The 24,091-nt window shown below is 74.2% G+C and carries 19 protein-coding genes; 11 read left to right on the top strand and 8 right to left on the bottom strand.

The annotated features are described in order from the left end of the window. Position 1: 1 nt before the first annotated feature. Entirely contained in the window at positions 2 to 1,609 is a 1,608-nt protein-coding gene (locus FH609_RS31015; protein ID WP_139666705.1) for a GDSL-type esterase/lipase family protein, read from the bottom strand. Positions 1,610 to 3,722: 2,113 nt separating this feature from the next. On the opposite strand from FH609_RS31015, the gene FH609_RS10745 reads away from it, so the two are divergent. From FH609_RS10745 to FH609_RS10735, 3 genes are all read left to right on the top strand, one after another. Then, positions 3,723 to 4,175 (top strand): HAD domain-containing protein, encoded by a 453-nt coding sequence (locus FH609_RS10745; RefSeq protein WP_139667003.1) that lies wholly within the window; start codon positions 3,723 to 3,725, stop codon positions 4,173 to 4,175. A gap of 270 nt (positions 4,176 to 4,445) precedes the next feature. Further along, positions 4,446 to 5,636, top strand: a complete 1,191-nt coding sequence (locus tag FH609_RS10740) for a right-handed parallel beta-helix repeat-containing protein (protein WP_139666706.1) — start codon at positions 4,446 to 4,448, stop codon at positions 5,634 to 5,636. 155 nt (positions 5,637 to 5,791) lie between these two features. Beyond that, a complete protein-coding gene (locus FH609_RS10735; RefSeq protein ID WP_139666707.1) occupies positions 5,792 to 8,113 on the top strand; it encodes a rhamnogalacturonan lyase in 2,322 nt (773 codons plus the stop codon). Positions 8,114 to 8,137: 24 nt separating this feature from the next. Here FH609_RS10735 and FH609_RS10730 read toward each other — a convergent pair whose 3' ends face one another. The 4 genes from FH609_RS10730 to FH609_RS10715 all read right to left on the bottom strand — a co-directional run bounded on the left by FH609_RS10730 (position 8,138) and on the right by FH609_RS10715 (position 12,405). Next, positions 8,138 to 8,407 (bottom strand): hypothetical protein, encoded by a 270-nt coding sequence (locus FH609_RS10730; RefSeq protein WP_122183935.1) that lies wholly within the window; start codon positions 8,405 to 8,407, stop codon positions 8,138 to 8,140. Positions 8,408 to 8,580: 173 nt separating this feature from the next. Next, positions 8,581 to 8,814, bottom strand: a complete 234-nt coding sequence (locus tag FH609_RS10725; protein ID WP_139666708.1) for a DUF397 domain-containing protein — start codon at positions 8,812 to 8,814, stop codon at positions 8,581 to 8,583. Positions 8,815 to 9,000: 186 nt separating this feature from the next. Then, a complete protein-coding gene (locus FH609_RS10720; RefSeq protein WP_139666709.1) occupies positions 9,001 to 10,944 on the bottom strand; it encodes an AMP-dependent synthetase/ligase in 1,944 nt (647 codons plus the stop codon). A 153-nt stretch (positions 10,945 to 11,097) separates the two neighbouring features. Continuing rightward, complete coding sequence (locus FH609_RS10715; protein WP_139666710.1) at positions 11,098 to 12,405, bottom strand: acetyl-CoA C-acetyltransferase; 1,308 nt, start codon at positions 12,403 to 12,405, stop codon at positions 11,098 to 11,100. 191 nt (positions 12,406 to 12,596) lie between these two features. Here FH609_RS10715 and FH609_RS10710 point away from each other — a divergent pair, with 191 nt between their 5' ends. Both FH609_RS10710 and FH609_RS31585 read left to right on the top strand, forming a co-directional pair. Continuing rightward, positions 12,597 to 13,940 (top strand): 3-oxoacyl-ACP reductase, encoded by a 1,344-nt coding sequence (locus FH609_RS10710; RefSeq protein WP_139666711.1) that lies wholly within the window; start codon positions 12,597 to 12,599, stop codon positions 13,938 to 13,940. A 2-nt stretch (positions 13,941 to 13,942) separates the two neighbouring features. Next, the gene (locus tag FH609_RS31585; RefSeq protein ID WP_226961548.1) at positions 13,943 to 15,067 is read left to right on the top strand and encodes a MaoC family dehydratase; all 1,125 of its coding nucleotides are present in this window, start codon (positions 13,943 to 13,945) and stop codon (positions 15,065 to 15,067) included. Positions 15,068 to 15,415: 348 nt separating this feature from the next. Here FH609_RS31585 and FH609_RS10700 read toward each other — a convergent pair whose 3' ends face one another. Continuing rightward, complete coding sequence (locus tag FH609_RS10700) at positions 15,416 to 16,072, bottom strand: TetR/AcrR family transcriptional regulator (RefSeq protein WP_139666712.1); 657 nt, start codon at positions 16,070 to 16,072, stop codon at positions 15,416 to 15,418. 135 nt (positions 16,073 to 16,207) lie between these two features. Here FH609_RS10700 and FH609_RS10695 point away from each other — a divergent pair, with 135 nt between their 5' ends. The 4 genes from FH609_RS10695 (at position 16,208) to FH609_RS10680 (ending at position 18,426) form a co-directional block, all read left to right on the top strand. Continuing rightward, positions 16,208 to 16,666: an SCP2 sterol-binding domain-containing protein gene (locus FH609_RS10695; protein ID WP_139666713.1), complete on the top strand. Its 459-nt coding sequence runs from the start codon at positions 16,208 to 16,210 to the stop codon at positions 16,664 to 16,666. Positions 16,667 to 16,672: 6 nt separating this feature from the next. Further along, complete coding sequence (locus FH609_RS10690; protein ID WP_139666714.1) at positions 16,673 to 17,887, top strand: acyl-CoA dehydrogenase family protein; 1,215 nt, start codon at positions 16,673 to 16,675, stop codon at positions 17,885 to 17,887. Positions 17,888 to 18,022: 135 nt separating this feature from the next. Continuing rightward, positions 18,023 to 18,205 carry a hypothetical protein gene (locus FH609_RS10685; RefSeq protein WP_139666715.1) on the top strand — a complete coding sequence of 61 codons (183 nt, stop codon included), beginning with the start codon at positions 18,023 to 18,025 and terminating at the stop codon, positions 18,203 to 18,205. 41 nt (positions 18,206 to 18,246) lie between these two features. After that, positions 18,247 to 18,426 carry a hypothetical protein gene (locus FH609_RS10680; protein WP_139666716.1) on the top strand — a complete coding sequence of 60 codons (180 nt, stop codon included), beginning with the start codon at positions 18,247 to 18,249 and terminating at the stop codon, positions 18,424 to 18,426. A gap of 82 nt (positions 18,427 to 18,508) precedes the next feature. On the opposite strand, the gene FH609_RS10675 is transcribed toward FH609_RS10680, so the two are convergent. Together FH609_RS10675 and FH609_RS10670 are read right to left on the bottom strand one after the other, a co-directional pair. After that, positions 18,509 to 19,372, bottom strand: a complete 864-nt coding sequence (locus FH609_RS10675; protein ID WP_139666717.1) for a glutathione S-transferase C-terminal domain-containing protein — start codon at positions 19,370 to 19,372, stop codon at positions 18,509 to 18,511. A gap of 409 nt (positions 19,373 to 19,781) precedes the next feature. Further along, on the bottom strand, positions 19,782 to 20,945 hold the full coding sequence (locus tag FH609_RS10670) for an LLM class flavin-dependent oxidoreductase (RefSeq protein ID WP_139666718.1): 1,164 nt from the start codon (positions 20,943 to 20,945) through the stop codon (positions 19,782 to 19,784). Positions 20,946 to 21,390: 445 nt separating this feature from the next. Between FH609_RS10670 and FH609_RS10665 the strand changes: the two genes are divergently transcribed. Then, positions 21,391 to 22,164: a GntR family transcriptional regulator gene (locus FH609_RS10665; RefSeq protein ID WP_139666719.1), complete on the top strand. Its 774-nt coding sequence runs from the start codon at positions 21,391 to 21,393 to the stop codon at positions 22,162 to 22,164. A gap of 111 nt (positions 22,165 to 22,275) precedes the next feature. Continuing rightward, entirely contained in the window at positions 22,276 to 24,042 is a 1,767-nt protein-coding gene (gene atzF, locus FH609_RS10660; protein WP_405378874.1) for an allophanate hydrolase, read from the top strand. Positions 24,043 to 24,091 lie beyond the last annotated feature (49 nt).

Raw genomic sequence — 24,091 nt, 5'->3', positions numbered from 1 at the left:
GTCAGCTGACGCGACTCAGCTCCAGGGCGTTGAGATGACCGGTCTCGCCGTAGAGCCGCAGGTCCAACCGGCCGTCGCTGACCGTGACCTGAGTAAACGTCTGCCGTGTCATGGCCCCCGGGTGACCGATCACCTGGCCCCGGTCGGACTCCTCCAGGGCGAAGCCGGTCCGCGAGGGGCCGGCCGCGTCGCCCACGGTCGCCGAGACGGCGTAGGTGCCGTTGGGCACGTCCACCGCGAGCCGGTACTCGCCCCCGGCGCCCAGCACGAAGTCCCTGCTCAGCGCGTCGGTCGCCGGCCCCCGGTCCGCCGCGCCCGCCGGCGCGGCGCCCTCGGCGAAGCCGACCCCGTGCTCGCCGGGGTAGCCGGTCTCCGGGGAGACCCCGAGATAGCCCTCGGCCACCGGGCTCCCGGCAGGACCGAAGTCCAGCCGCAGGTCGGCGGCGGCCGTGGTGAGCGTCAACGGCCTCGAACCGGCCGACAGGCCACGGTCGTTGACCGCGATCAGCCGCAGCTCGTAACGGGTCGCCTCGGCCAGCCCGGTCACGTCGGCGAGCGGGATCGGGGAGACGGCGACCACCGTCCACGCGGCCCCGCGCTCGTCCGCCGGCCGCGCCTCGACCCGGTAGAGCGTCGCGTTGTCCACCGGCTCCCAGCTCAGCCGGGCGCCGTCGTGGCCGACCTGGGCGGCGTGCGGCCGGTCGGGCCGGGCCGGGCGCGGTCCGGTGGGCTCGGTGCCCACCACCGCGTCGGAGAGCGGCAGTCCGAGGCCCGCGATCTCGACGGCGACCAGGCGGGCCATCCGGTCGGCGCCATAGGTCTGGAAGTGCGTCTCGTCGATCGTGCCGCCGGGCCGGTTGGGATAGACGCCGGGCGGCACATGGAGAAAGACCGCCGTGGACTCCAACGGGCCGACTCCGCTCAGATACTCGTGGCTGGCCCGCCCGAGGTCCAGCAGCGGAACGCCCTCCTCGGCCGCCACCTCGCGGGCCGCCTGGGCGTACTCCGGGAAGGAGACGCCCAGTTCGCCGCTCGCCGGGTCGAAGACCCGCCGCGAGACGGGCGTCACCACGACGGGCGTGGCGCCCCGCGCCAGAGCACCGGCGATGTAGTCGTCGCGCAGGTACTCCTTGAAGTCGGCGGGCGAGGTGTAGCGGTCGGGCCGGCTGATCGTCGCGTCGTTGTGCCCGAACTGCACCAGCAGATAGTCGCCGGGCTCGATCTGTTCGAGGATCGCGTCCAGCCGCCCCTCCGCCACGAAGGTCCGCGAACTCCGCCCGCCGATCGCGTGGTTGGCGACCGTCACCGGCTCGGCGAGGTACCGGTCCAGCAGCTGCCCCCAGCCGGCCTGGGGCGCGAAGTCGGCGCCGTAGCTCTGGGCGGTGGAGTCACTCGCGATGAACACCGTCGGCTGGTCGGCGGTCGGCTGGTCGGCGACGTGCTCGCCGGGCGCGCGCTCGTCGGCGAGGGCCGTGCCGGGCAGGGCGAGGCCCAGCAGCGCGGCGAGCGCGAGGGTGGCGAGGGCGGGCAGCGCCAGGGCGCGGAACGGGCGCGGGGCCCGTCTCTCGCCGGGCAGTTGGCGCGGTCGGGCGGCGGTCGCATCGCTCATGCTGCGGTCCCTTCGGAGGGGTGGACCAGCTCTTCGGACACCGCCGCCGAGCTGGTGAATCGATTCATTTTCGACGCGCGGAACGGGCCCTGCGGGCGGCGGCGGTTCGGGGGTGGGGAACGCTCGGGGAACGTTGGGGGAAAGCGAGGGGTAAGCGCTTGCTGAGCGCCTCAGGGAGTGTTCCAACGTCGCCGCGAGGGCGTCAAGGGGCGCGTCGTGACTTTCCGTTCGGGGGGCGGACGCGGGCGCGGACGCGGGCGCGCGGGGCGCGCCTACGCGGATGTTGCGCGCGGGGCGGCGCGGGCGCCGTTCGGCTGCGGCCCGTTGGCGCGCCCGCGCGCTGACGCTGGTGCCGGTCGGCCAAGGCCGACCGGTTGTCCTGCCCCGGGACGCCCGGCTCCGCCGGCGGCGTGCCCAACTCCCGCCCCACCGGCTCCTGTTGCCGCCCCTGGCGGCGGTCACGCACCGCGCGCCGACCTCGGCCGTCGGGCCGGAGGGCAGGCACCCGCCCACGGCGCCTCCCGCACGAGGAGCGCCGGCCGCGCGGACGCGTGCAGGCGCCCGGCGGGCACAACCCCCGGCCCACCCGTTCCTGTTGCCGCACTCCGGCGACGGCACCGGGCCCCACGCCGACCACAGCCGCCACGCCGACCCGACGGCGCCTCCCGCACGAGCAGCACCGGCCGCGCAGACGCGCACCGGCGCCCAGCTCGCGCAACCGCCCTTCAGCCAGCGCCCGTTGCCGCAGCCGGGCGGCGGTGACGGGCCCGCGTCGACCCGACGACGCCCTCCGGAGACACCCCGCGCGGACGGCGCGGACGGCGCGCGACCACCCGCCCCGGCGACGGTAGGGGGCCGCGCCTGCCGCCGGCCGCCTCCCACCAAGCCCGAGGGGACGCAACGGCCGCTTCGCCAGCGCCCGTCGCCGCACCCCGGCGACGGTAGCGGCCCCCGTTCACCGCCGGCCGCCTCCCACATGGGCACCCGCCGCAGGGCTCCCCGGCACGAAGAGCACCGGCCACCCGGCCGCGTTCGCGCGGCGGGCGCGCGCAACCGCCGTTCCACTGCCGCCAGTTCCCCACCCCGACAGCGGCAACAGGCCGCGTCCGCCGCGCCTTCTCGACAGCACGCAACCGCCGTCCTCGCGACGCGCCGCGCCACTCAGCAGGCGCCCCGCCGGAGGCAAGTCGGCGCCGGGCCACCCGGCAGGCACCCGCCGCGCCGGGCGCGTTCGCGCGCCCAGCTCGCGCAACCACCGTTCCGCCAACGCCCGTTGCCGCAGCCGGGCGGCGGTAACGGGGCCCCGCGTCGACCCGCCGTCGCCTGCCGCAGGTACCCGCCCGCCGCGCCGCGCGGACGGCGCGCGGGACCGCGCTCAGTCGCCGCACCCCGGCGACGGTAGGGGCCGCGCGTCGACCGCCGGTCTCCCTGCACACTCTCGGCAGCACGCAACCGCCCTTCGCCCAGGCCCCGTTGCCACGCCCCGGCAAGGGCGTCGGGTCGGCGCACGCCCCGCCGATCTACCGTCCGGCCCCTCCCCGGAGGGCACCCACCGCGCGTCCACGCGAAAGCCGCCACGCACCCACGGCTCTCCTGCGGACCGTTGCCGCGCCCGGGCGGCAGCAACGGTGCCGAGCCCGCCCGGGCTCACTGCCGGCCCGTCGGCCGCGCTCGCCCGGGACCCGTCCGCCGGCCGCCGGCCGTCGGCCGCCCGGCGCGCCGCGCGATGCGCAACCGCCGTTCCCCTACCGCCCGTTGCCGCGGCGCGGCAACGGCGCGGGCCGGCCGGAGGCACCCCGCGCGGACGGCGCACGACCTCCCGCCCCCCGCGACCCCGTCGCCCCGCCCCGGCGCCGGCGCCGCGCCGCCCCCTGCCCCCGCCGATCCGGCGCCGCCCCGGAGGGCCTGCGCCGCCCGGAGGGCCCTGCCCCGCCCGGAGGGCCCCGTCCCGCGCCGCTGCTTCAATGTCTCCATGGCCACCGACCCGTCCGCCGACCACGTGCCGCACGTCGACATCGACAGCGGCACCGGCACCGGCACCGTCGGCACCGTCGACACCGGCACCGCCGCCGCCCCCGCCGACGCGACTCCCGGGTCCCGCCCCCTCCTCCTCATGGACGTCGACGGCGTGCTCAACCCCTACGCCGCCGAGACCTGCCCGGAGGGCTACCGGGAGTTCCCGTTCTTCCCGGACGAGGAGCCGGTCCGGCTCTGCGTGGATCACGGGACCTGGCTGGCGAGCCTGGCCCACCACTTCGAACTGGCCTGGGCCACCGGCTGGGAGGACGAGGCCAACGAGCACATCGCCCCACTTCTGGGCCTGCCCGTCTGGCCGGTGGTGCGGTTCCCGCCGGTCCCGTTCGACCCGTCGGAGAAGGTGCCGGCGATCGCGGCCCAGGTGGGCGCGGAGCGCCCGGTGGCCTGGGTGGACGACCGGCACACGCCCGAGGCGTGGACCTGGATGCGGGCGCGGAGCGCGCCGACGCTGCTGGTTCCGGTCGATCCGGCGGTCGGGTTGACCCCGGCGGCGGTGAAGCAACTCCTCGCCTGGCACGCGACGTTGTGATGCCGGGCGGCCTCGCGCGCCGCAACCGCAAACGTTTCAACCCCAGTCGAACCCGTCGGTTTCATTGACCGGCCCGGGGCCCGTTGCCATACTGCCAGACCGCGAGCGCTCCAAGCGCCCGCGTATCGCGAGCACCCCCAAGCACCTCTCCATCGGAGGACCGGAGATGTCGCCGTTAATGAATCGATTCACCTAGTTCTGCCCGTTCCACCCGGTCGATTCACACCGCCATGACGCCCCTGGCCTCCCCTCCCCCACTCAGGAGCAGCGATGGGAAGCAGAGCCGCACTCCCCTCTCGTGCCAGACGCCGGTTCGCCCTGCTGGCCGCCGCGCTGGCGGCCGTTCTCGCCTCGGGCGCCGGCGGCCTGACCGCCATGGCCGACGAGGCGACCGACACCCCCTCGACATCCGCCGACCCGCGCCCCCTGGCCTGCGGCGACGGCAGCTATGACGCCGAGGTGACGCGCAACGGCAACACCTGGAACGCCCCCGGCTACAGCGGGAGTTCGATGCTGGAGGCGATGCGCGCCGGCGTCGCCAGCCTCACCCCGGGCCGCACCAGCATGGAGTCCGTCGTCGTGCGGGGCTCCGGCGACGTGCCGGCCAACCAGTCCCTCGACCTGCCCAGCCACACCTCCCTGGAGGTCTGCGGAACGCTCAACGTCACCGGCCAGATGGCCGCGACCCACGCCCCGATCCGGGTGCGCAACGCCCAGAACGTGGCGATCCCCTACGTCGAGAACATGCACGGCGCCCCGTACTTCGGGATCTTCGTGCAGAACGCCCACAACGTCGCGATGGGCGACATCACCATGGAACTCAACGGTGGGCTCGGCATCCGCGTGGACAACCACGGCAACACCAGCCAGCGCACCACCAATGTCAGCATCGACTCGGCGACCATCTCGGGCGCCGGCAGCCACGCCGTCGAGACCTACGGCGTGGACGGCTTCACGGCCGGCACCATCACCGCGTCCTCGGTCGGCGAGTCGGGGCTACTCCTCAACGACACGATCAACGCCAACATCGGCACCATCCGCGCCACCGACGTGGCCAGCGGCACCGGCTATGCGGCGTTCCGGATGGCCAACCGCAACGGGGCGCTCAACAACTACAGCACCAACATCCGTGTCGGCGAGGTCATCGCCCGGGGCGGCGGGCGCGGGATCTTCTGCGTCTCGCAGAGCGGCGGCGCGGTCATCGACCGGGTGGACATCGCCGACACCGGCAACAACGCCATTCTCATCGAAAACTGCTACAACGTCACGATCGCCAGCCAGGGCGGGACCATCTCCGGCGGCGGCGAGGTGCGGCTGGCGGCCCGTACCGAGTTCGCCAACAACCGCGACATCACCTTGCGCGGCTTCACGCTGGTCAACTCCCGGCTCACCGAGAACCCCTGCGGCGAGAACGTGACGATCAACATCACCTTCCAGAACAGCACCGACAACAGCTGCTGACCGCAGCCGGCCGACCCCGTGCCGGCATCCCTCCGGACGCGTCCGTGGCGGAGCACCCTCGCCGCCACGGACGCCCGGGCCTCGCTCCCCCCAGCCCCCCGAACCCTGGCACCACCCGCACCACCCGCACCATCCCGTTCCAGAGAGGAAGCACCATGCGACACACCAGGCGAGCACGCCGGCTGGCGACCGCCGCCCTGGCCTCGCTCCTGACCGCGACGACCCTGCTCGGCGGCGCGCCCGGCGCGGCGGGCGGCGAGCGCCCGGGGCGCGGTGGTCCTGAACTGGAGGTGTTGGATCGTGGGTTGGTGGCGGTGGCCAGTGGGGAGGGGGTGTTTCTGAGTTGGCGGTTGCTGGGTCAGGAGGCGGACGGGCATTCCGAGACCGGGCTGACCGGTGTGGACTTCCGTGTCTACCGGGATGGCCGGCCGATCGCGACGGTGACGGATTCCACCAACTTCCTCGACCCGGACGGCACCACCGACTCCTCCTACCGGGTCGCCGCCCTGGTCGACGGGCGGGAGCAGCGGGCCAGTGGGGCGGTCGCGGCGGCGGGTGAGGGGTTCCACGAGATCCCGCTACAGCGCCCCGAGGGCGGGGTCACCCCGGCCGGGGAGGAGTACACCTACTCCGCCAACGACATGAGCGTCGGGGACGTCGACGGCGACGGCGCGTACGAGTTCGTCGTCAAATGGGACCCCTCCAACTCCAAGGACGTCTCGCAGGTCGGCTACACCGGCAATGTCTATCTGGACACCTACGAGTTGGACGGCACCCTGCTGCACCGGGTCGACCTCGGGGTCAACGTCCGCGCCGGCGCGCACTACACCCAGTTCCTGGTCTATGACTTCGACGGCAACGGCCGGGCGGAGATCATGTTCAAGACCGCGCCGGGCACCACCATCACCCGCTACAACGACCGTGGCCGACCCACCAGCACCCGCCCCATCACCCTCCCCCGCGAGGACATACGCGCCGGCATCCGCCACAGCGACGACTACCGCCTCTCCGCCGCCGACTACTACCAGCACCTGGTCGGCATGTTCCAAGGCTGGTCCGACCACCCCGAAGTAACGGCCGGGAACTGGCCCGCCACCATCGAGGAAGCCCTCGGCACCGAACCCACCTACGACTACCCGCTCAACCAGGCGGACGCCGAAGCGCTGGCCGACTACTTCATCGACACCTACGCCCCCGCCCGCTCCGAACGCAACCAACTCCGCGCCTTCGAAGGCTTCATCCTCGACGGACCCGAATACCTGACCGTCATCGACGGCCACACCGGCCGCGAACGGGACACCGTCCGCTACTGGCCCGACCGCGACGACGACGGCCTACTCTGGGGCGACTACGCCATGCCCCGCATCGAACCCGGCAACCGCGTCGACCGCTTCCTCGCCACCGTCGCCTACCTCGACGGCCACACCCCCGCCGCCGTCTTCGCCCGCGGCTACTACACCCGCACCACCCTGGCCGCCTACCACTACGACGGCCACCGCATCCACACCCAATGGACCATCGACTCCGGCCACACCCCCATGACCAACCCCTTCAACGACTCCCCCCACGGCCGCGACGGCACCCACCCCACCTACGGCACCCTCACCACCCAAGGCTTCCACTCCCTCTCCTCCGCCGACATCGACCACGACGGACGCCAAGAGATCATCTACGGCTCCGCCACCCTCGACGACAACGGCGACCTCCTCTACTCCTCCACCGCACCCCTCCCACCCCAAGCCCCCAACCCCGGCCAACCCGCCAAACTCGGCCACGGCGACGCCATGCACATCACCGACATCGACCCCACCAACCCAGGACTGGAGATCTTCACCTCGCACGAGGGGGGCACCTCGGCTCCCTTCGGCTATGCCCTCAGGGACGCCGAGACCGGCGAGGTCCTCTTCGGCGGCTACACGGGCGTGGACACGGCGCGGGCCATGGTCGGCGAGATCGACCCCGACCTGCCGGGGCTTGAGGTATGGGCGAACTCGGCGGAGGACCCGACGGCCGATCCGGTCGGGCTGTGGAGCGCGTCGGGCGAGCCGATCGACGGGGAGAACCCGGCCGCCAACCAGAGCGTGCGGTGGGCCGGCGACCTCACCACCCAGCAGATGCGCGGCGCCACCACCGAGGAGTATGTGGTGCCCACCATCGAGGACTGGCGGCGCGGAACGCTGCTGACGGCCGAGGGCACCACCACCAACAACTGGTGGAAGGGCAACCCCTCGCTGGTCGCGGACATCCACGGGGACTGGCGGGAGGAGGTGCTGCTGCCCACCGTCGACAGCTCGGCGATCCGGATTTACACCAGCACCGAGGTCACCGACCACAAGCTCTACACCCTGATGCACGACCCCCAGTACCGCGTCGAGGTCGCCCGCCAGCAGACCACCTACAACCAGCCCTCCCACCCGAGCTTCTATCTCGCCACCGACATGGACTGGGCCAACGTCCCACTGCCCGGAAGGCGTTGACGCACTCCGCCGGACCCGCACCGTTCAGTAGCAGATGAACAGGTGCGCGGGGGCGTCGCGCAGCAGGGGCCACGGGTAGCCGTGCGGGCAGTGCCGCCCGTGGTGCGGGTGCCAGAACCGGCCCTCGGGCGTGCCGCAGAACGGGCAGGCCCAGACCGGCGGCCGGCCGGGCACGGTGACGTCGGGCCACAGCGCCCGGCCACACCGTCCGCAGGCCGGCTGCCGTGGGGTCAGCGGCGGAACGGCGACCTGGCGCGGGAAGAACGGGAAGGCGTTGAGCACGTCGTCTGGCACGACCGTATCCTTCTGGTCGCGCCCCCGCCGCTTCTCCCGCTACGCCGCTCGTTCCACCGAACGAATGACAAACGCCGACCCATCGCGGCGCAACACTGCCCCGCGCGGTGCCGCTTCGGGGCGTGGCCGAACGGGTCCCGTCAGCGCTCGGCACGAGAACACTCGGCGCGGGTTCAGCGCTCGGCGCGGGTTCGGCGCTCGGCGCGGCGGCGTTCGCCCTCGACCGAGCCGACGAAGGCCCGCCAGGCCGCCATCGGGACCGCCACCACCGGGCCGCCGGCGCGTTTGCTGTCCCGCAGCGGGACCAGCCCACCGTGCACCCGCGCGACCTCCAGACAGTCTCCGCCGGAGGCACCGCTGTAACTGCTCTTGCGCCAAGCCAGAGTGTCCGTACCGTGCTCAGCCATGCCCATGCCCTTCGCACGAACTCGATCACCGTCAGGGGCACCTTCGGGGACAGCGCGTGAACCCTGGCCGAATGGTAGGCCATGACGGCCACCGCGTCAGCGCGTCAACTGGCCTGTTCATCAACCCACTTCCAAGTCAGCCAGGAGCGAGCGCAAACGGAACGCCGACCCCCGCCGGGGACCGGTTCAGCCGGCCGGGTTCCCCCGGCGTCGCTCGGCGTAGAGCGCCTCGATCTGCTCGGCGTAGGCGGCGGCCACGGCCGTTCGCCGGATCTTCAGGGACGGCGTCAGCAGGCCGTTCTCCTCGGTGAACTCGCCCTCGACGACGGTGAACCGGCGGATGGACTCGGCGCGGGAGACGGCCTCGTTGGCGTAGTCCACGGAGCGTTGGAGGTCGGCCAACAGCTCGGGGTCCTCGCGGAGTTCGGCGATCGGGGTGTCGCGCGGGCGCTTGCGGACGGCCAACCAGTGTTCCCTCGCCTCCGGTTCGAGGGTGATCAGCGCGGCGACATAGGGGCGCCCGTCGCCGACCACCATGCACTGGCCGACCAGCGGGCGGCCCCGCAGCCGGTCCTCCAGGACGCTGGGCGAGACGTTCTTGCCACCGCTGGTGATGAGGAGGTCCTTCTTGCGTCCGGTGATGGTCAGATAGCCGTCGGCGTCCAGCCGGCCCAGGTCGCCGGTGTGGAACCAGCCGTCGTTCAGGGCCTGTTGGGTCGCGGAGTCGTTGGCCCAGTAGGAGCCGAAGACGATGCCGCCGGCGATCCGCACCTCGCCGTCGTCGTCGATCCGGACCGAGGTGCCGGGCACCGGCTGGCCCACGGTGCCGAAGCGGGGGGCCAGCGGCGGGTTGAGCGTGGCGGCCGAGGTGGTCTCGGTCAGGCCGTAGCCCTCGTAGACCAGTACCCCGCAGCCGAAGAAGAACAGGCTCAGCCGCTCGTCCAACGGGGAGCCGCCGCTGATCGCGTAGCGCAGCCGGCCGCCGAGCGCGGCCCGGATGCGGCGGTAGACCAGCAGGTCGTAGAGGGCCTTGGCGGCGCGCAGCCCGAGCCCGGGGCCCGGGCCCGTGCCGTGGTAGGCGTTCAGCTCGGCCCTGGCCCAGTCGACCGCGATCCGGTCGGCGCGCTCGAACGAGGCGCCCCGGCCCAGGCGTTCGGCGGTGGCGCGGCCCGTCTCGTGGATCTTCTCGAAGAGATAGGGCACGCCGACGACGAACGTCGGTTGGAAAGAGGCGAGTTGGGGCCGCAGCTCGTCCGGCTTGACGCTGGGGCAGTGGCCGATGACGACGCGGCCGGCGAGGCAGGCGATCTGGATGGTGCGGCCCAGGATGTGCGCGAGCGGCAGGAAGATCAGGGTGGTCGGGCGCTGCCCGGTGACCTCCTCGAAAACGGGGATCAGCAGCTCGGTGAGGTTGGCGGTCTCGGCGTGCAGGTTGGCGTGGGTGAGCGCGCAGCCCTTGGGGCGTCCCGTGGTGCCTGAGGTGTAGGTGAGGGTGGCGACGGTGTCGGGCGTGAGGGCGGCGCGGCGTTCGGTGATCTCCGACTCCGGTGTGTCGCGGCCGAGTTCGACCAGCTGGGCCAGGGCGTCCTCGTCGAGCCGCCACCGGCGCGGGCGTTGGGGCAGCTCGGCGACGGCGCGCTCGGCGACCTCGGCGTGTTCCGCGGTCTCCACGATCAGCTGGGTGGCGCCCGAGTCGGCGAGCTGCCAGGCGAGTTGGTCGGCGGAGGCGGTCGGGTAGACGGGAACGCTCTGCCCGCCGGCCGCCCAGATCGCGAAGTCCAGCACCGCCCACTCGTAGCGGGTGCGGGACATCAGCGCGACCCGGCCGCCTGGCGGCAGGCCGGCGGCGACCAGGCCCCTGGCCACCGCGCTGACCTCGGCGGCGAACCCGGCGGCGGTGACCGGCACCCACCGTTCGCCCTCCTTCCGCCGCAGCACCACCGCGTCGGGCGCCTCGGCGGCGTTGCGGAACGGGATGTCGGCGGTGGAGCCCTCGGTGGGCGGCTCCACCAGCGGCGGCACCGTGACCCGGCGCACCGCGCCGGCGTCGTCGGTGACCAGCTCGGGCACCACACGGTCCGCCCAACCGCCGCGCGCCCGCACGCGTTTCATGTCCTGCCTCACGCCCATGTCAGCTCCCGTTCCCTGCCGAGGCCCGCTCCGGCCCCGGCTCGTCCCTGCCTGGTCGTCTCGTGCGTGGGTCGTCCGCCGTCTCCTCGGGCCGGGGCTCCCCCGGCGGGGCGCCGGTGCCCGCCGGGGTTGTCCGTTGGGGGCCGGCGCGGGTCAGCGTTCCAGCAACGCGGTCACCCCCAGGCCGCCGGCCGCGCAGACGGAGACCAGCCCGCGCACCGGGGGCGCGTCCTCGGGCCGGCCCGCGGCCTCCCGGTGCAGGATCTTGGCCAGCGTGGGCACGATGCGGGCGCCGGTGGCCGCGAAGGGATGGCCGGTGGCCAGCGAGGAGCCGTGGACGTTCAGCCGCGCCCGGTCCACAGTGCCCACCGGGCCCGGCCGGCCCAGCGCGCGCTTGCCGTACTCGGCGTCCTCCCAGGCCGCGAGGGTGGCCAGCACCTGGGAGGCGAACGCCTCGTGCATCTCTACGAAGTCCACGTCGGCCAGGGTGAGTTCGGCCGCGTCCAGCAGCTCGGGCACCACCCGGGCCGGCGCGGTGAGCAGCCCGTCGGGCCCGTCGACGAAGTCCACCGCGCCGGTGCGGGCGTGCGTCAGATACGCCAGCACCGGGAGCCCGCGCTCGGCGGCCCACTCCTCGCTGGCCAGCAGCACCGTGGCGGCGCCGTCGGTGAGCGGCGTCGAATTGCCCGCCGTCATCGTCGGGTTGGGGCCGTCGAGGCCGAACACCGGGCGGAGCGTGGCCAGTCGCTCGGGCGTGCTGTTGGGGCGCAGGTTCTGGTCGCGCGCCAGGCCCTGGAACGGGGTGACCAGGTCGGTGAAGAAGCCGTCGTCCCAGGCGGCGGCCAGCCGCTGGTGGCTGTCGGCGGCGAGCCGGTCCTGCGCCTCCCGGGCGATGCCCCACTCGGCGGCGGTGCGGGCCGCGTGCTCGCCCATCGAGAGGCCGGTGCGCGGCTCGGCGTTGCGCGGGATCTCCGGCACCAGCTGGCCAGGCCGCAGCCCGGTTAGCGAACGGGCCCTGTTCTTCCACTCCTTGGCCCTGCGGGTGCGCAACAACACCTGCCGCAGGCGGTCGTTGAGCGCCAGCGGAACGTCGCTCGCGGTGTCCACGCCGCCGGCGACGCCCACGTCGATCTGGCCCAGGGCGATCTTGTTGGCGACCAGGATGACGGTCTCCAGGCCGGTGCCGCACGCCTGTTGGACGTCGTAGGCGGGCGTGCGCCGGTCCAGCGCGCTGCCCAGCACGGTCTCCCTGGCCAGGTTGAAGTCCCTGCTGTGCTTGACCACCGCGCCCGCGACGAACTCCCCCAGCAGCGCTCCGCGCAGCCCGAACCGCTCGACCAGGCCGGCCAGCGCGGCGGAGAGCATCTCCTGGTTGGAGGCGGTGGCGTAGGGCCCGTCGGAACGGGCGAACGGGATGCGGTTTCCGCCGAGTACGGCCACCCGGCGACCGGTGCGGGTCATGGTGGGCTGCTCCTTCGCTCGCTGTGTGCGGCGGCTCGCCGCGTGGGGCTGCTCGCCGCGTGAGGCTGTCGGCCGCGCTCCGGAGGGCGCGGCCGCGCAACGACGATGATGCCGCCCGCGCCGCCTCTTGTGGTGCCGAACCCGACTGCTTAACGTGCCAGTAGACTTACCCCGGAGTAGGGAGGAAATCAATGGCCGACCGCTATCTCTCCTTCGCCACCGGCCGGGTGGGCGCCCGGGTGGTCCGCCGGCTGGGCCTGCCGCGCCCCGTCGAGCTGCCCCGCCACCGGCCGGGGGCGCCGCCGGTCGCCGGCCCCGTGGTGCTCGGCCACGCCGAGGGGGCGCGCGCGGAGAAGGCGCTGCACGCCGTGCTCGACGCCTGCGGCGCCCGCGTCGAGGAGCGGCCGGCGCGGCCGTTCGCGCTGGTCTTCGACGCCACCGGCATCGCCTCGCCCGCCCAACTCGACCGGCTGCACGCCTTCTTCCACCCCCGTGTCCGGTCGCTGGCCGCCGGCGGCCGGGTGGTGGTGGTCGGCGGCGCGCCCGAGGACGCGGCGACGGCGGGCGAGGCGGCGGCGCGGCGTGCGTTGGACGGCTTCGTCCGCTCGCTCGGCAAGGAGCTGCGCGGCGGGGCCACCGCCCAACTCCTGCTGCTCGCACCGGGCGCGGAGCGCCAGGAGACGCTGGAGTCCACGCTGCGCTTCCTGCTCTCCGCCAGGTCGGCCTATGTCTCGGGCCAGCCGCTCCGGCTGGCCGCCGGCGACCCGGGCCCCCAACCGGCCGACTGGGACCGCCCGTTGACCGGCCGCACCGCCCTGGTCACCGGCGCGGCGCGGGGCATCGGCGCGGCCATCGCGGAGACCCTGGCCAGGGACGGCGCCCGGGTCGTGGCGCTGGACACCCCCGGCCAGCGCGACCCGCTGGTCGAACGGGCCGAACGGCTCGGCGGGCTCGCCGTTCCGCTGGACCTCACCGCCCCGGACGCTGGCGACCGGCTGCGCGAGCGGCTCGCGGCCCAACCGGCCGACGCCGGCGGCGCGTTGGACATCCTGGTGCACAACGCCGGCATCACCAGGGACCGGACGCTGGCCCGGATGGACGCCGAGCGCTGGCGCGCGGTCCTGGACGTCAACCTGATCGCGGTGGAACGGCTCACCGACGCGCTGCTGCCCGAGCTGGGCGAGGGCGGCCGGATCGTCTGCACCTCCTCCATCAGCGGGCTGGCGGGCAACGTCGGGCAGACCAACTACGCGGCCAGCAAGGCGGGCCTGGTTGGCCTGGTGGGCCACCTGGCGCCCCGGCTCGCCGAGCGCGGGATCACGGTGAACGCGGTGGCGCCCGGCTTCATCGAGACCGGGATGACGGCGGCGGTGCCGGCGCTGGTGCGGATGGCGGGCCGGCGGATGAACAGCCTGGCGCAGGGCGGGCTGCCGGTGGACGTGGCGGAGGCGGTGGCCTATCTGGCCGCGCCGGCCAGCGGCGCCGTCAGCGGGCAGGTGCTGCGGGTGTGCGGCCAGGCGCTGTTGGGGGCGTGAGCGTGTCCGTGTCCCCTGCCGAGCTGGTGTTTCCCCGCCCGCCCCGGCTGCTCGCCAGCTATGCGCGGGCGCTGCGCCCCCGGCGCGATTCCGCTGGCCGCACGCTCCCGGCGCGCACCCTGCGCCTGTCCCGCGTTCCGCACGAGCCGGCGCGGCTGCGCCGGTACGCGGCGCTCTGCGGCTTTCCCGCCCCCTCGGCCACCGGCCGGCTGCCCGCCACCTACCCGCACCTCCTCGCGTTCCCGCTGACCATGCGGCTGCTGACGGCCCGCGACTTCCCGCATCCGCCGCTCGGCCTGGTCCACCTGGCCGACGCGATCGAGCAGTCGCGCCCGCTGGCGCCCGACGAGGCGCTGAGCGTCGCCGTCCACGCGGAGGCGGCGGAGCCGCACCCGCGTGGCACGGCGTTCGCGGTGGTCGCCGAGGTCCGCGACGCGGCGGGGGTGGTGGTGTGGCGCGCCACGAGCACGTATCTGCGCCGGGGGCGCGCGGGCGCGAGCGGGGACGAGCGCGCGGGCGCGGGCGCTCGGCGCGCGGGGCCCGCTGGCGCGGGGGCGGGTGGCGCGGGGCCCATGAGGCCGTGGCCCGCGGACGCGGAGCGGAGCGGCGCTCAGACCACCGGGCACGGTCACCCCGGCACAGGCGGGCTCAGCGACGGCACGGGACGCGCCGATGCCGGGTGGCCGGCTGCCGGCACGGAGCCCGACGACGATCGGGGGGCCGGGGCGCGCGACGGAGTTCCACCGGCCGGGACCGAGCAGGTGAACGGCAACGAGCCGACCGTTACCGAGCGTTGGGCGCTGGCGGCCGACCTGGGCCGGGCTTACGCGCGGGTCTCGGGCGACCGGAACCCGATCCATCTGCACCCGCTCACCGCCCGACCGTTCGGCTTCCGCCGGCCCATCGCCCACGGCATGTGGACGGCGGCGCGGGCGCTGGCCGCGCTGGACGAGGTGCTGCCGGAAGCCTTCACGGTGAACGTGCGCTTCCGCGCCCCTGCGCAACTCCCCTCCCACCCCACCTTCCACGCCGCCCCGACCCACGACGGCGGCCACGCGTTCCGCCTCACGGCCGCCACCGGCCGCCCCCTGCTGACCGGCGAGATCACGCCACCGCCGCCGCCCTGAGCGGGGCGCGAGGCGCGCTGCGCGCGGCTTAGCGCCCGGGAGGGGGCGCGCGTCCGCGCAAGGCGCGGCCCGAAGCGGTGGGTTACCCGTTCGTGCGGAGCGGCTGGGCACCGAGCGCAGGCCGCTCAGGGCGGATCTCGTCCGAAGGGGGCGCCCCCGCGCCGCGCCAAGCCCCGCCGACCCGGCGCACGTTCGACGACCTGGCGTCCCCCGAGCACCAGCACACGCACCGACTCGCCCGGCGGCCATCCCCACACCGACCAACGCACCGGCCGTGGGCGCCCGACCACCCGGCAGAGCCACCCCCGCCGACGGCGCCCGACCAACGCACCGGCCGTGGGCGCTCCGCTAGCCGACGGAGTCCCCCGGTGGGGACCACATCTCGCCGCCGAGGACATCGCGCATCCCGACCCAGATCATGTTCATCAGCCGGAGCGCCACGCGCTCCGGCGTCTCCTGCGGGTTCCGTTCCATCCAGTCCGTCAGCGAGTCCGCCGCCCCCACCAGCGCCGAGGCGACGAAGTCGGCGTCCGCCGCGCCGAGTCGGGCGTCGGCGCCGCCCTCGTCGATGCCGCGCCGCACCAGGTCGGTCACCTCCGCCATCACCGACTCCCTGGCCCGTTCCAGCTCCTCCGTGATGGCCTCGCTCTGCTCGGGCGTCTGCCGGTGCAGGATCACCCAGCTGTCGCGGTGTTCGGCGACGAACGCGAAGAACGCGGACAGCCCGCGCCAGAGCCGGAGTTGGGGGCCGTCCCCGCTGTCGGCGGCCTGCCGGAACGCGGTCACCAGTGCCTCGGCGGCCTGCCGCACGCAGGCCACGAACAGGTTCTCCTTCGAGCCCAGGTAGAGATAGACCATGGGCTTCGAGATCCCGGCGAGGTCCGCGATCTCGTCCACCACCGCCGCGTGGTAGCCGCGCTGGGCGAAGACCCGCAGCGCCGCGTCGACGATCTCCCGTTCACGCACCCTTCTCGGGAGTCGCCGCCGGGTCCTCTCAGTGGTCACTCTTGTCAGCCTACCCACGCCGCCAGTAATCTTACTTTTCAGTAAGTCTACTTGACAGTAGGTACGGTAGGTACAGCGGAAGGGAGTCGCCCCAGCCCCCCGGGCCGGCGCGACTTCGGTGAGGACGGACCAACGATGGCCGACAGCGGTTCGGAACTTGGCGAGCTGGACTTCGCGCAGGTCACCCCGGAGGAGTTCGCGGCGTTGGTGAAGCGAACGCCGGCCAGGGAGATCGCCGAGCTGATGCGCGGGGAGTTGCGCGCCCGGGTGCTGGCCGAGATCTTCGGCCGGATGGAGCGGCAGTTCCGCCCGGAGAACGCGGGTTCGTTGAACGCCGTGATCCGTTGGGAGATCACCGGCGAGTCAACGGCCGTGTGGGAGACGAGCATCGCGGACGGCACCTGCACGGTGCGCGAGGGCGCGCACGCCGCCAGGCCCCGGGTCACCCTGACGATGGCGGACGCCGAGTTCCTGAAACTGGTCTCGGGCAACGGCAGTCCCGTGACGATGTTCATGACCCGCAAGGTGCGGATAGCCGGCGACATCGGCGTCGCCTCGGGGCTGACCCGCCTCTTCGACATCCCGAAGGGCTGAGCGTCGATGACCGGGTTCTCCCTTGATCTGACCGAGGAACAGCGGGATCTGAAGGAATGGGTCCACGGGTTCGCCTCCAGCGTGGTCCGGCCGGCCGCCGCCGAGTGGGACGAACGCGAGGAGACGCCCTGGCCGGTGATCCAGGAGGCCGCCAAGATCGGCCTCTACGGGTTCGAGTCGCTGGCCGAGATGTTCGGCGACCCTTCGGGTCTGTCGCTCCAGATCGCCAACGAGGAGCTGTTCTGGGGTGACGCCGGCATCGGCATGGCCCTCTTCGGCACCTCGCTCGCCGTCGCCGGGATCTTCGCTGCCGGCACCTCCGAGCAGCTGGTGGAGTGGGTGCCGCAGTGCTTCGGCGACGCCAACGACCCCAGGGTCGCGGCGTTCTGCGTCTCCGAGCCGGAGGCCGGCTCGGACGTGGCGGCCATGCGCACGCGGGCCCGCTACGACGAGGCGAAGGACGAGTGGGTGCTCAGCGGCCAGAAGGCCTGGATCACCAACGGCGGGATCGCCAACGTCCATGTCGTGGTGGCCTCCGTGGCACCGGAGTTGGGCGCCAGGGGGCAGGCGGCGTTCGTCGTCCCGCCGGGCACGAAGGGGCTGGTGGGCAACCGCAAGATCAGGAAGCTGGGCCTGCGCGCCTCGCACACCGCCGACGTCTTCCTGGACGACGTGCGGGTGCCGGGCTCCTGCCTGTTGGGCGGCAGGGAACGCCTGGAACGCCGGCTGGCCAGGGCCCGCGAGGGCGACCGCGCCAAGGGACAGGCGGCGATGGCCACGTTCGAGGTCTCCCGCCCGACGGTGGGCGCCCAGGCGCTGGGCATCGCGCGGGCGGCGTACGAGTACGCGCTCGACTACGCAGGCGAACGGGTCGCGTTCGGCCGGCCGATCGTGGAGAACCAGTCGATCGCCTTCGCCCTGGCCGACCTGCGCACCGAGATCGACGCGGTGCGGCTGCTGATCTGGCGGGCGGCGTGGATGGGCCGCAACGAGAAGCCGTTCACGGCGGGCGAGGGCTCGATGTCCAAGCTCCGCGCGGGCGAACTGGCCGTCGCCGCAACGGAGAAGGCCATCCAGATCCTGGGCGGCGCGGGCTACAGCCGCGAACACCCGGTGGAGCGGATGTACCGGGACGCGAAGATCTACACGATCTTCGAGGGCACGAGCGAGATCCAACGCCTGGTGATCGCCCGCGCGATCACGGGGCGGCATATTCCGTAGAGGGAACGGACGGGCGCCGACGAGACCGTTCCCGGAAGGGATGCGCTGGCGCCCCGTTCGAGTGAAACCTCGGGCGGCTGTCAGGTTGGTTGTCGGTTCGGCCTGGTTCACTGCGGTGGACAGAAGGGGGCTGCGATGCCGACGGTGATCCGCATGACCCGCGCGGAGGCGCTGATGCGACGCGCGGAGCTGCTACGGGAGACCGGTCTCTCCTACGAGCGGCTCCGCCAGCAGGCGGAGGTGCACGCACTGACGATGGATCAGCTTCTGGTGTGGCACACGATCGAGGGGCTGGACTACCTTCTGGCGGACCAGTAGAGGTTTCGCTCAACTGGACTGGCACCGAAGGGAGTTACTCAATGTCTGCCGTCATCCGCCGCACGCGGGAGGAGTTGGAGGCGCAGCGGGTGCGGTTGCTCGAAGAGGTTCACATGAGCGAGGAAAAGCTCCGGGAGAGGGCGGCATTCCACACCCTCTCCCCGCGCGAACTCGACGTCTGGCACACCATCGAGGACATCGACTTTCTGCTTTCGGACTGAACGCCCGCCACCCCCGAGCGCGACGCCGCAACGGCCGCCAGGCCGTTGCGGCGTCGCGTTTCCGCTGAACCGCTCGCGCGGTTCAGCGGGTCAGGGCGTTCGGGGTCGGGGTCCAGTCGATGATCTGGACGGCCGCGCCGGCGGCCTCCAGGCCGCGGCAGCGGTGCGCGTGGCGGCGGGCCATGTCGGTCAGGCGGAGTTGCCCGCCGAAGGCGGGGTGCGCGCACAGCCGCCGCGCGTACGCCCACAGCGCCGAGTGCTCGGCGATCCGGTGCACCGCGTCCGCGCCCAGGTGGCAGCGGTGCACGGTGTCCAACCGCACCAGCGCGACCCAGAGTTCGACGTCGGCGGCGGTCAGCTCGTCGCCCAGCACGAACGGCGCGTCGGCCACCCGGCGGTCGAACGCGGTGAGCGTCGCCAGCAGCGTCTCCAACGCCCACTCCCCCGCCTCGCCGGCGCCGGCCTCCCCCGCGAGCTGGGCGGCCTCGCCGATGTCGCGCTCGCAGCGCAGCGTCAACGCGTCGATCCCGGCGGCCAGTTCGGCGGGACGCAGTTCGGGTCGGTCGGGCGCGCGGAAGCGGAGGCTGAGGTCGGCCAGGATGTCGGGGACGTGGTTGCTGACCAGCCGCCCGGTCCAACGGTCGGTCAGCGCGGGGCTGTTGACGGGCCCGGCGTGGCCGTGGACGGTGGCCGCGTAGGCCGCGCGGAGTTCGGCCCGGCCGTGTTCGTCGTCGGGGAGCGCCGGCAGGAGGGTCACGGGCAGGACGTCGGACAGCTCCAGCAGTGCGTGGGTGATCGCCACCCGCAGGCCGTCCGAGCAGGACAGCGACAGATGGAGCCGGTAGCGGTGCGGTGCCGGGTAGTGGCCGCTCTTGGCATCGGTGCCGATGCGTTCGCGGACCAGACAGGGGCCGTTCGTCGGCGAGGTCGGCGTCGTTGCGGGCATGGCTCTCCCTTGGGGACGTTTCTCCGCGCGGGGCGCGAGGCAGACGGGCACGCGAGGGCAGGCGGGCAGGAGAGAGGGCGGTCGCGGGGCGGGAGCCCGCGACCGCCGTGTGGCCGGGGTTAGACGGCGCTGTTGACGCGCAGCAGATCGATGTGGCGCCGGCAGGTCAACAGCCTGGGCGCGGGAAGCGCGCACAGCGCGGCGAGCGCGGCGCTGTGCGCGGCGAACACGGGCCGCGCGGGGCGCGAGAAGAGTCGCGGGGGGCGCGAAGCGGGCAGCGCGGGGCGCCGAGGAGCGGCTGGGCGCACCCTCGTCGTTCCGTCCGCCATGGAGTGCTCCGTCCGTTTCCGTGCGACACGCCCGTCGGGCAGGCCCTCCGTCGGATTGTCCGGGTCCGGGTGGAGGGGCGTCAAGAGGTGGTGAGCGTCGCCTCCCTGTCGAACGCGCCGGCCGTGCGCCCGGCGCGCGGCTGCCCGGCGCGCGCCTGCCCTGCGGCGTCCCTGCGGGCGACCTCGGCGCGGACCAGCGGGATGACGTGGCGGCCGAAGTCGATGGCGTCGCCCAGCAGGTCGTAGCCGCGCGCCGAGATGATGTCGACGCCCAGGTCGTAGTAGTCCAGCAGCGCCTCGGCGACGGTCTCGGGCGTGCCGACCAGGGCGTTGGAGTTGCCGCCGCCCCCGGTCGCGGCTGCGGTCGGGGTCCAGAGGGCGCGGTCGTAGCGTTCGCCCTGTTCGGCGATGGCGATCAGGCGCTGCGAACCGGTGTTCTGCGGGCCGCCGTTGGGGTTGGGGTGGCGGCGCGGGCGGCCGCCTCGGCTCCTGATGGCGGCCAGGGTGCGGTGGGCCTTCTCCCAGGCGAGTTCCTCGGTGGCCGCGATGATCGGCCGGAACGCGACCTGGATGCGCGGCGGGGTGGTGCGCCCGGCGGCCCTGGCGGCGGCGTGGACGGCGGCGATCTGTTCGGCGGTGCGCTCCAGCGGCTCGCCCCACAGGCAGTAGATGTCGGCCTCGGCGCCGCCGGCGGCCAGCGCGGCCGGCGAGGAGCCGCCGAACGAGACGCCGGGGCGCGGCTGTTGGACGGGGAAGACATCGCTGACGTAGTCGTGGAAGCGGTAGTGCTCGCCCTCGTGGTCGAACGCCTCCCGTCGGGTCCACACCTTCTTGACGATCTCGATGTACTCGCGGGTGCGGGCGTAGCGCTCGTCCTTGGTGAGGGTGTCGCCCTCGCAGCGCTGCTCGTGGTCGCTGCCGCCGGTGATGAAGTGGACGGTGAGCCGGCCGCCGCTGATCTGGTCGAGGGTGGCGAACACCCGGGCGGCGTAGGTGGGGTAGGAGAGGTTGGGCCGGTGGGCCAGGAGGATCTGGAGCCGGTCCAGGCGGGAGGCGAGCAGGGCGCCGGCCGTGGCGGGGTCGGGCGATCCCGAGCTGTAGGCGAAGAGCACCCGGTCCCAGCCGTGGTCCTCGTGGGCCCGGCCGAGTCGGACGGTGTAGTCGGGGTCGAAGGCGGGCCCTGAGCGCGGGGTTGTCTCCGAGCCGTCGTTGGTCGCTGCGATGCCGAGGAACTCGACGGGCATGGGTGATCACGCCTTTCGGCCGCGCTCGCCCCGGGTGGGGGCGCGCGGCGGGGTTGGTGCCAAGCGGGGTGGTCGGAACGCGCGGGGGCGTGCGGGACGCCGGGCGCGTGGCGGAACGAACCGTGCGGCGATGGGGCCCGGGTCAACGCCTCGGGCGGGGCGCCGAGTTGGCGGCGAAGGCCGTCAGCTGGCGAGCGCGGCGCGGGGACAGGAGGCGGACCACACCCGACCGAAGTCGATGTGGTCGCGGGTGACCAGCGTGCGCGCGCGGTTCATGCGTTCCAGTGCAACAGCGGCCGGCGCTCCCGTCAACGGGTGTCCGCCGGCCGGGACGGCCCAGGGGCCGGACCGGGGCGGTCGCCCGTAACACGGGGGTGCGGTCCGTAACACGCCCGCGATCCGCGCTCAAAGCGGGGGAAACGCGCGCTTCCTAGGGTCGCCGGCCATGGACGCACCGCTGTATGCAGCCTCGTCGACACCCGAGGGCCGGCCGCCCGCGCCGCCCGGGGCGCTGGCCCCGCCGGCCGCCGTGTCCGGCGCGCGGGCGGGCCGGGACCGCAGGGCGGAGGTCTATGTCCGGCTGCGGGACCTGCTGTTGGCGGGCGAGTTCGACGCGCGCCACCGGCTGGTCGAGGTGCGGCTGGCCGAGCGCCTGGCGGTCTCCCGCACGCCGGTGCGGGAGGCGCTGGTGCGGCTGATGGCCGACGGGCTGGTGGAGCGGCGGGACGAGGGCTACTACCCGGCCCGGCCCAGCCTGGGCGAGCTGCGCGACCTCTACGAGCTGCGGGTCACCGTCGAACTGCGCGGCATCGCACGGGCGTTGGAGTCCGACCTGGTGACGCACGACGTCGCGCTGCTGGAGCCGCTGCGCGACGGCTGGCGGAGGCTGCGGGACCAACCGCCGCCGCCCGACCCGGGGTTCGTGCTGTGGGACGAGGACTTCCACCAGACGCTGTTGGCGGCCTCGGGCAACCCCCGGCTGACCGAGACGCTGGAGTCGGTGAACGTGCGCATCCGGCCGGTGCGGATGTACGACTACCTCAGCGAGGAGCGGGTGGCGCGCACCATCGCCGAGCATCTGGCCATCGTCGAGGCGGTGTTGGCGGGTGAACTGGCCGGGGCGCTGGCCGCGTTGCGCCGCCATGTGGGCGAGTCGCTGGAGGTGGTGGCCGAGCACGCGGCGCGCGCCATCGCCCAACAGGCCCTGCGGGAACGCTGATGCGCCCGCCCGGCCCGCGCCACGAGCATCAACACGCGTTAGCCGGCGGCCCATTGGCCCCCCATCCGAACCGTTCCGCACGCGACACCGCGCCCAGCACCAGGAGTTCCGTTGCGCAGCACCGCCCCCCGTACCGACCGACCCGGAACCGACCGCACCATCACCGCCGTCGAGCGGACCCGGCGCGCCCTCGCGCTGTTGGCCGAGCGGGCCAGGCCCGAGGCGTGGATCGCCGTCCGTCCCGAGGCCGAACTGCTCGCGGAGGCCGCCGCGTTGGACGCCCGGGTGGCGGCCGGTGCGGCGCTGCCGCTGGCCGGCCTGGTCTGCGCGGTCAAGGACAACATCGACGTGGCCGGGCTGCCCACCACCGCCGGCTGCCCCGGCTACGCCTACGCGCCAGGGCGGGACGCGCCGGCCGTGGCCCGGCTGCGCGCGGCGGGGGCGCTGGTGGTGGGGAAGACGGCGCTGGACCAGTTCGCGACGGGGCTGGTCGGCACGCGCAGCCCGCACGGGCCGGTGCGCTCGGCCGGCGATCCGGAGCGGGTCAGCGGCGGGTCGAGTTCGGGCTCGGCGGTGGCGGTGGCGCTGGGCGTGGTGGACTTCGCGCTGGGCACGGACACGGCGGGCTCGGGGCGGGTGCCGGCCGCGTTCCAGGGCATCGTGGGCGTCAAGCCGACGCTGGGCCTGGTGCCGACCGAGGGCGTGGTGCCGGCTGCGCGGTCGTTCGACTGCCTGACCGTCTTCGCGCCGACGCTGGGCCTGGCCGGCGAGGTCGCCGGGGTGATGGCCGAGGGCCGGCCGGGCGTGGGCGGCCGGGGCTGGCCGGCGGACGCGCCGCTGGCGGCGCCGCCGCGGCCTACGGTGGCGGTGCCGGCCGAGGGCGCGCTGCGGGTGCTGGCGCCGGGCTGGCGGGCGGCGTTCGACGCGGCCGTCGGGCGGCTGGCGGCGGCCGGCGCCCGGATCGAGACGATCGACCTCGGCCCGTTCCTGCGGGCGGCCGAGCTGCTCTACGGCGGCGCGTTCGCGGCCGAACGGTACGCCGCCGTCGGCGCGTTCCTCGACGATCCGGCCACCGGCGGGGCGCCGGGCGTGGACCCCACGGTGCGGTCGATCATCACGGCGGCCGGGCGGCTGTCGGCGCACGCCTACGCCGCCGACCTGGCGAGGCTGGCCGAGCTGCGGCACGAGGCGATGGCCCAACTCGACGGCTGTGACGTGCTGTTGCTGCCCACTGCGCCCGAGCATCCGACGCTGGCCGAGGTGGCGGCCGATCCGGTAGGGGTGAACAGCCGGCTGGGCACGTTCACCAACTTCGTGAACCTGCTGGACCTTTCGGCCGTGGCGGTGCCGGCCGGCGAGGTGGACGGCGGGCCGTTCGGGGTGACCGTGATCGCGCGCGGCTTCGCCGACCGGGTGGCCGCCGACGTGGCCGCCGCGCTCACCGGCGAGGAACTGTCCGCCGAACGCCCGGCGTTGGGCGCGCCGGGACTGCCGCTGGTGGTCTTCGGCGCGCATCTGTCGGGACAGCCGCTCAACGGTCAACTCACTTCCGCCGGCGCCCGGTTGGCGGGCGCGGTGCGCACGGCGCCGGAGTACCGGATGGTGGCGCTGCCGGGCGAGCCGGCCCGGCCCGGGGTGTTGCGGGTGGCGGCGGGCGAGCCGGGTCAGGCGCTGGAGGGCGAGCTGTGGTCGCTGCCGCCGGCGGCGCTGGGGCGGCTGTTGGCCGGGCTGCCGGCGCCGCTGGCGCTGGGCCGGGTGCGGCTGGGTGACGGCCGGGAGGTCACCGGCTTCCTCTGCGAGGCCGCCGCCGCTGCGGGCGCCCCCGACATCTCCCACCACGGCGGCTGGCGGGCCTACCGGGCGGCCTCGGCGGGCTGAGGGTGCCGGCCGGGAGGCCGAGGACAACCGAAAGTTTTTCGGCCTCCCG

Source organism: Streptomyces sp. 3MP-14, assembly GCF_006334905.2.
In the GTDB taxonomy this organism is placed as follows: domain Bacteria; phylum Actinomycetota; class Actinomycetes; order Streptomycetales; family Streptomycetaceae; genus Streptomyces; species Streptomyces triticirhizae.
The sequence above is the reverse complement of the archived record's forward strand: the minus strand, read 5'-3'. Positions and strand labels throughout refer to the sequence as shown.

Excerpts from the sequence above, each read along its gene's own strand:
- FH609_RS10690 (WP_139666714.1), top strand. The coding sequence starts at position 16,673 with ATGACCGGGTTCTCCCTTGATCTGACCGAGGAACAGCGGGATCTGAAG.
- FH609_RS10710 (WP_139666711.1), top strand. The coding sequence starts at position 12,597 with ATGGCCGACCGCTATCTCTCCTTCGCCACCGGCCGGGTGGGCGCCCGG.
- FH609_RS10720 (WP_139666709.1), bottom strand. The coding sequence starts at position 10,944 with ATGGGCGTGAGGCAGGACATGAAACGCGTGCGGGCGCGCGGCGGTTGG.
- FH609_RS10735 (WP_139666707.1), top strand. The coding sequence starts at position 5,792 with ATGCGACACACCAGGCGAGCACGCCGGCTGGCGACCGCCGCCCTGGCC.
- FH609_RS10695 (WP_139666713.1), top strand. The coding sequence starts at position 16,208 with ATGGCCGACAGCGGTTCGGAACTTGGCGAGCTGGACTTCGCGCAGGTC.
- FH609_RS10745 (WP_139667003.1), top strand. The coding sequence starts at position 3,723 with ATGGACGTCGACGGCGTGCTCAACCCCTACGCCGCCGAGACCTGCCCG.
- FH609_RS10665 (WP_139666719.1), top strand. The coding sequence starts at position 21,391 with ATGGACGCACCGCTGTATGCAGCCTCGTCGACACCCGAGGGCCGGCCG.
- FH609_RS10675 (WP_139666717.1), bottom strand. The coding sequence starts at position 19,372 with ATGCCCGCAACGACGCCGACCTCGCCGACGAACGGCCCCTGTCTGGTC.
- FH609_RS10740 (WP_139666706.1), top strand. The coding sequence starts at position 4,446 with ATGGGAAGCAGAGCCGCACTCCCCTCTCGTGCCAGACGCCGGTTCGCC.
- FH609_RS10680 (WP_139666716.1), top strand. The coding sequence starts at position 18,247 with ATGTCTGCCGTCATCCGCCGCACGCGGGAGGAGTTGGAGGCGCAGCGG.
- FH609_RS10715 (WP_139666710.1), bottom strand. The coding sequence starts at position 12,405 with ATGACCCGCACCGGTCGCCGGGTGGCCGTACTCGGCGGAAACCGCATC.
- FH609_RS31015 (WP_139666705.1), bottom strand. The coding sequence starts at position 1,609 with ATGAGCGATGCGACCGCCGCCCGACCGCGCCAACTGCCCGGCGAGAGA.
- FH609_RS10670 (WP_139666718.1), bottom strand. The coding sequence starts at position 20,945 with ATGCCCGTCGAGTTCCTCGGCATCGCAGCGACCAACGACGGCTCGGAG.
- FH609_RS10685 (WP_139666715.1), top strand. The coding sequence starts at position 18,023 with ATGCCGACGGTGATCCGCATGACCCGCGCGGAGGCGCTGATGCGACGC.
- FH609_RS10725 (WP_139666708.1), bottom strand. The coding sequence starts at position 8,814 with ATGGCTGAGCACGGTACGGACACTCTGGCTTGGCGCAAGAGCAGTTAC.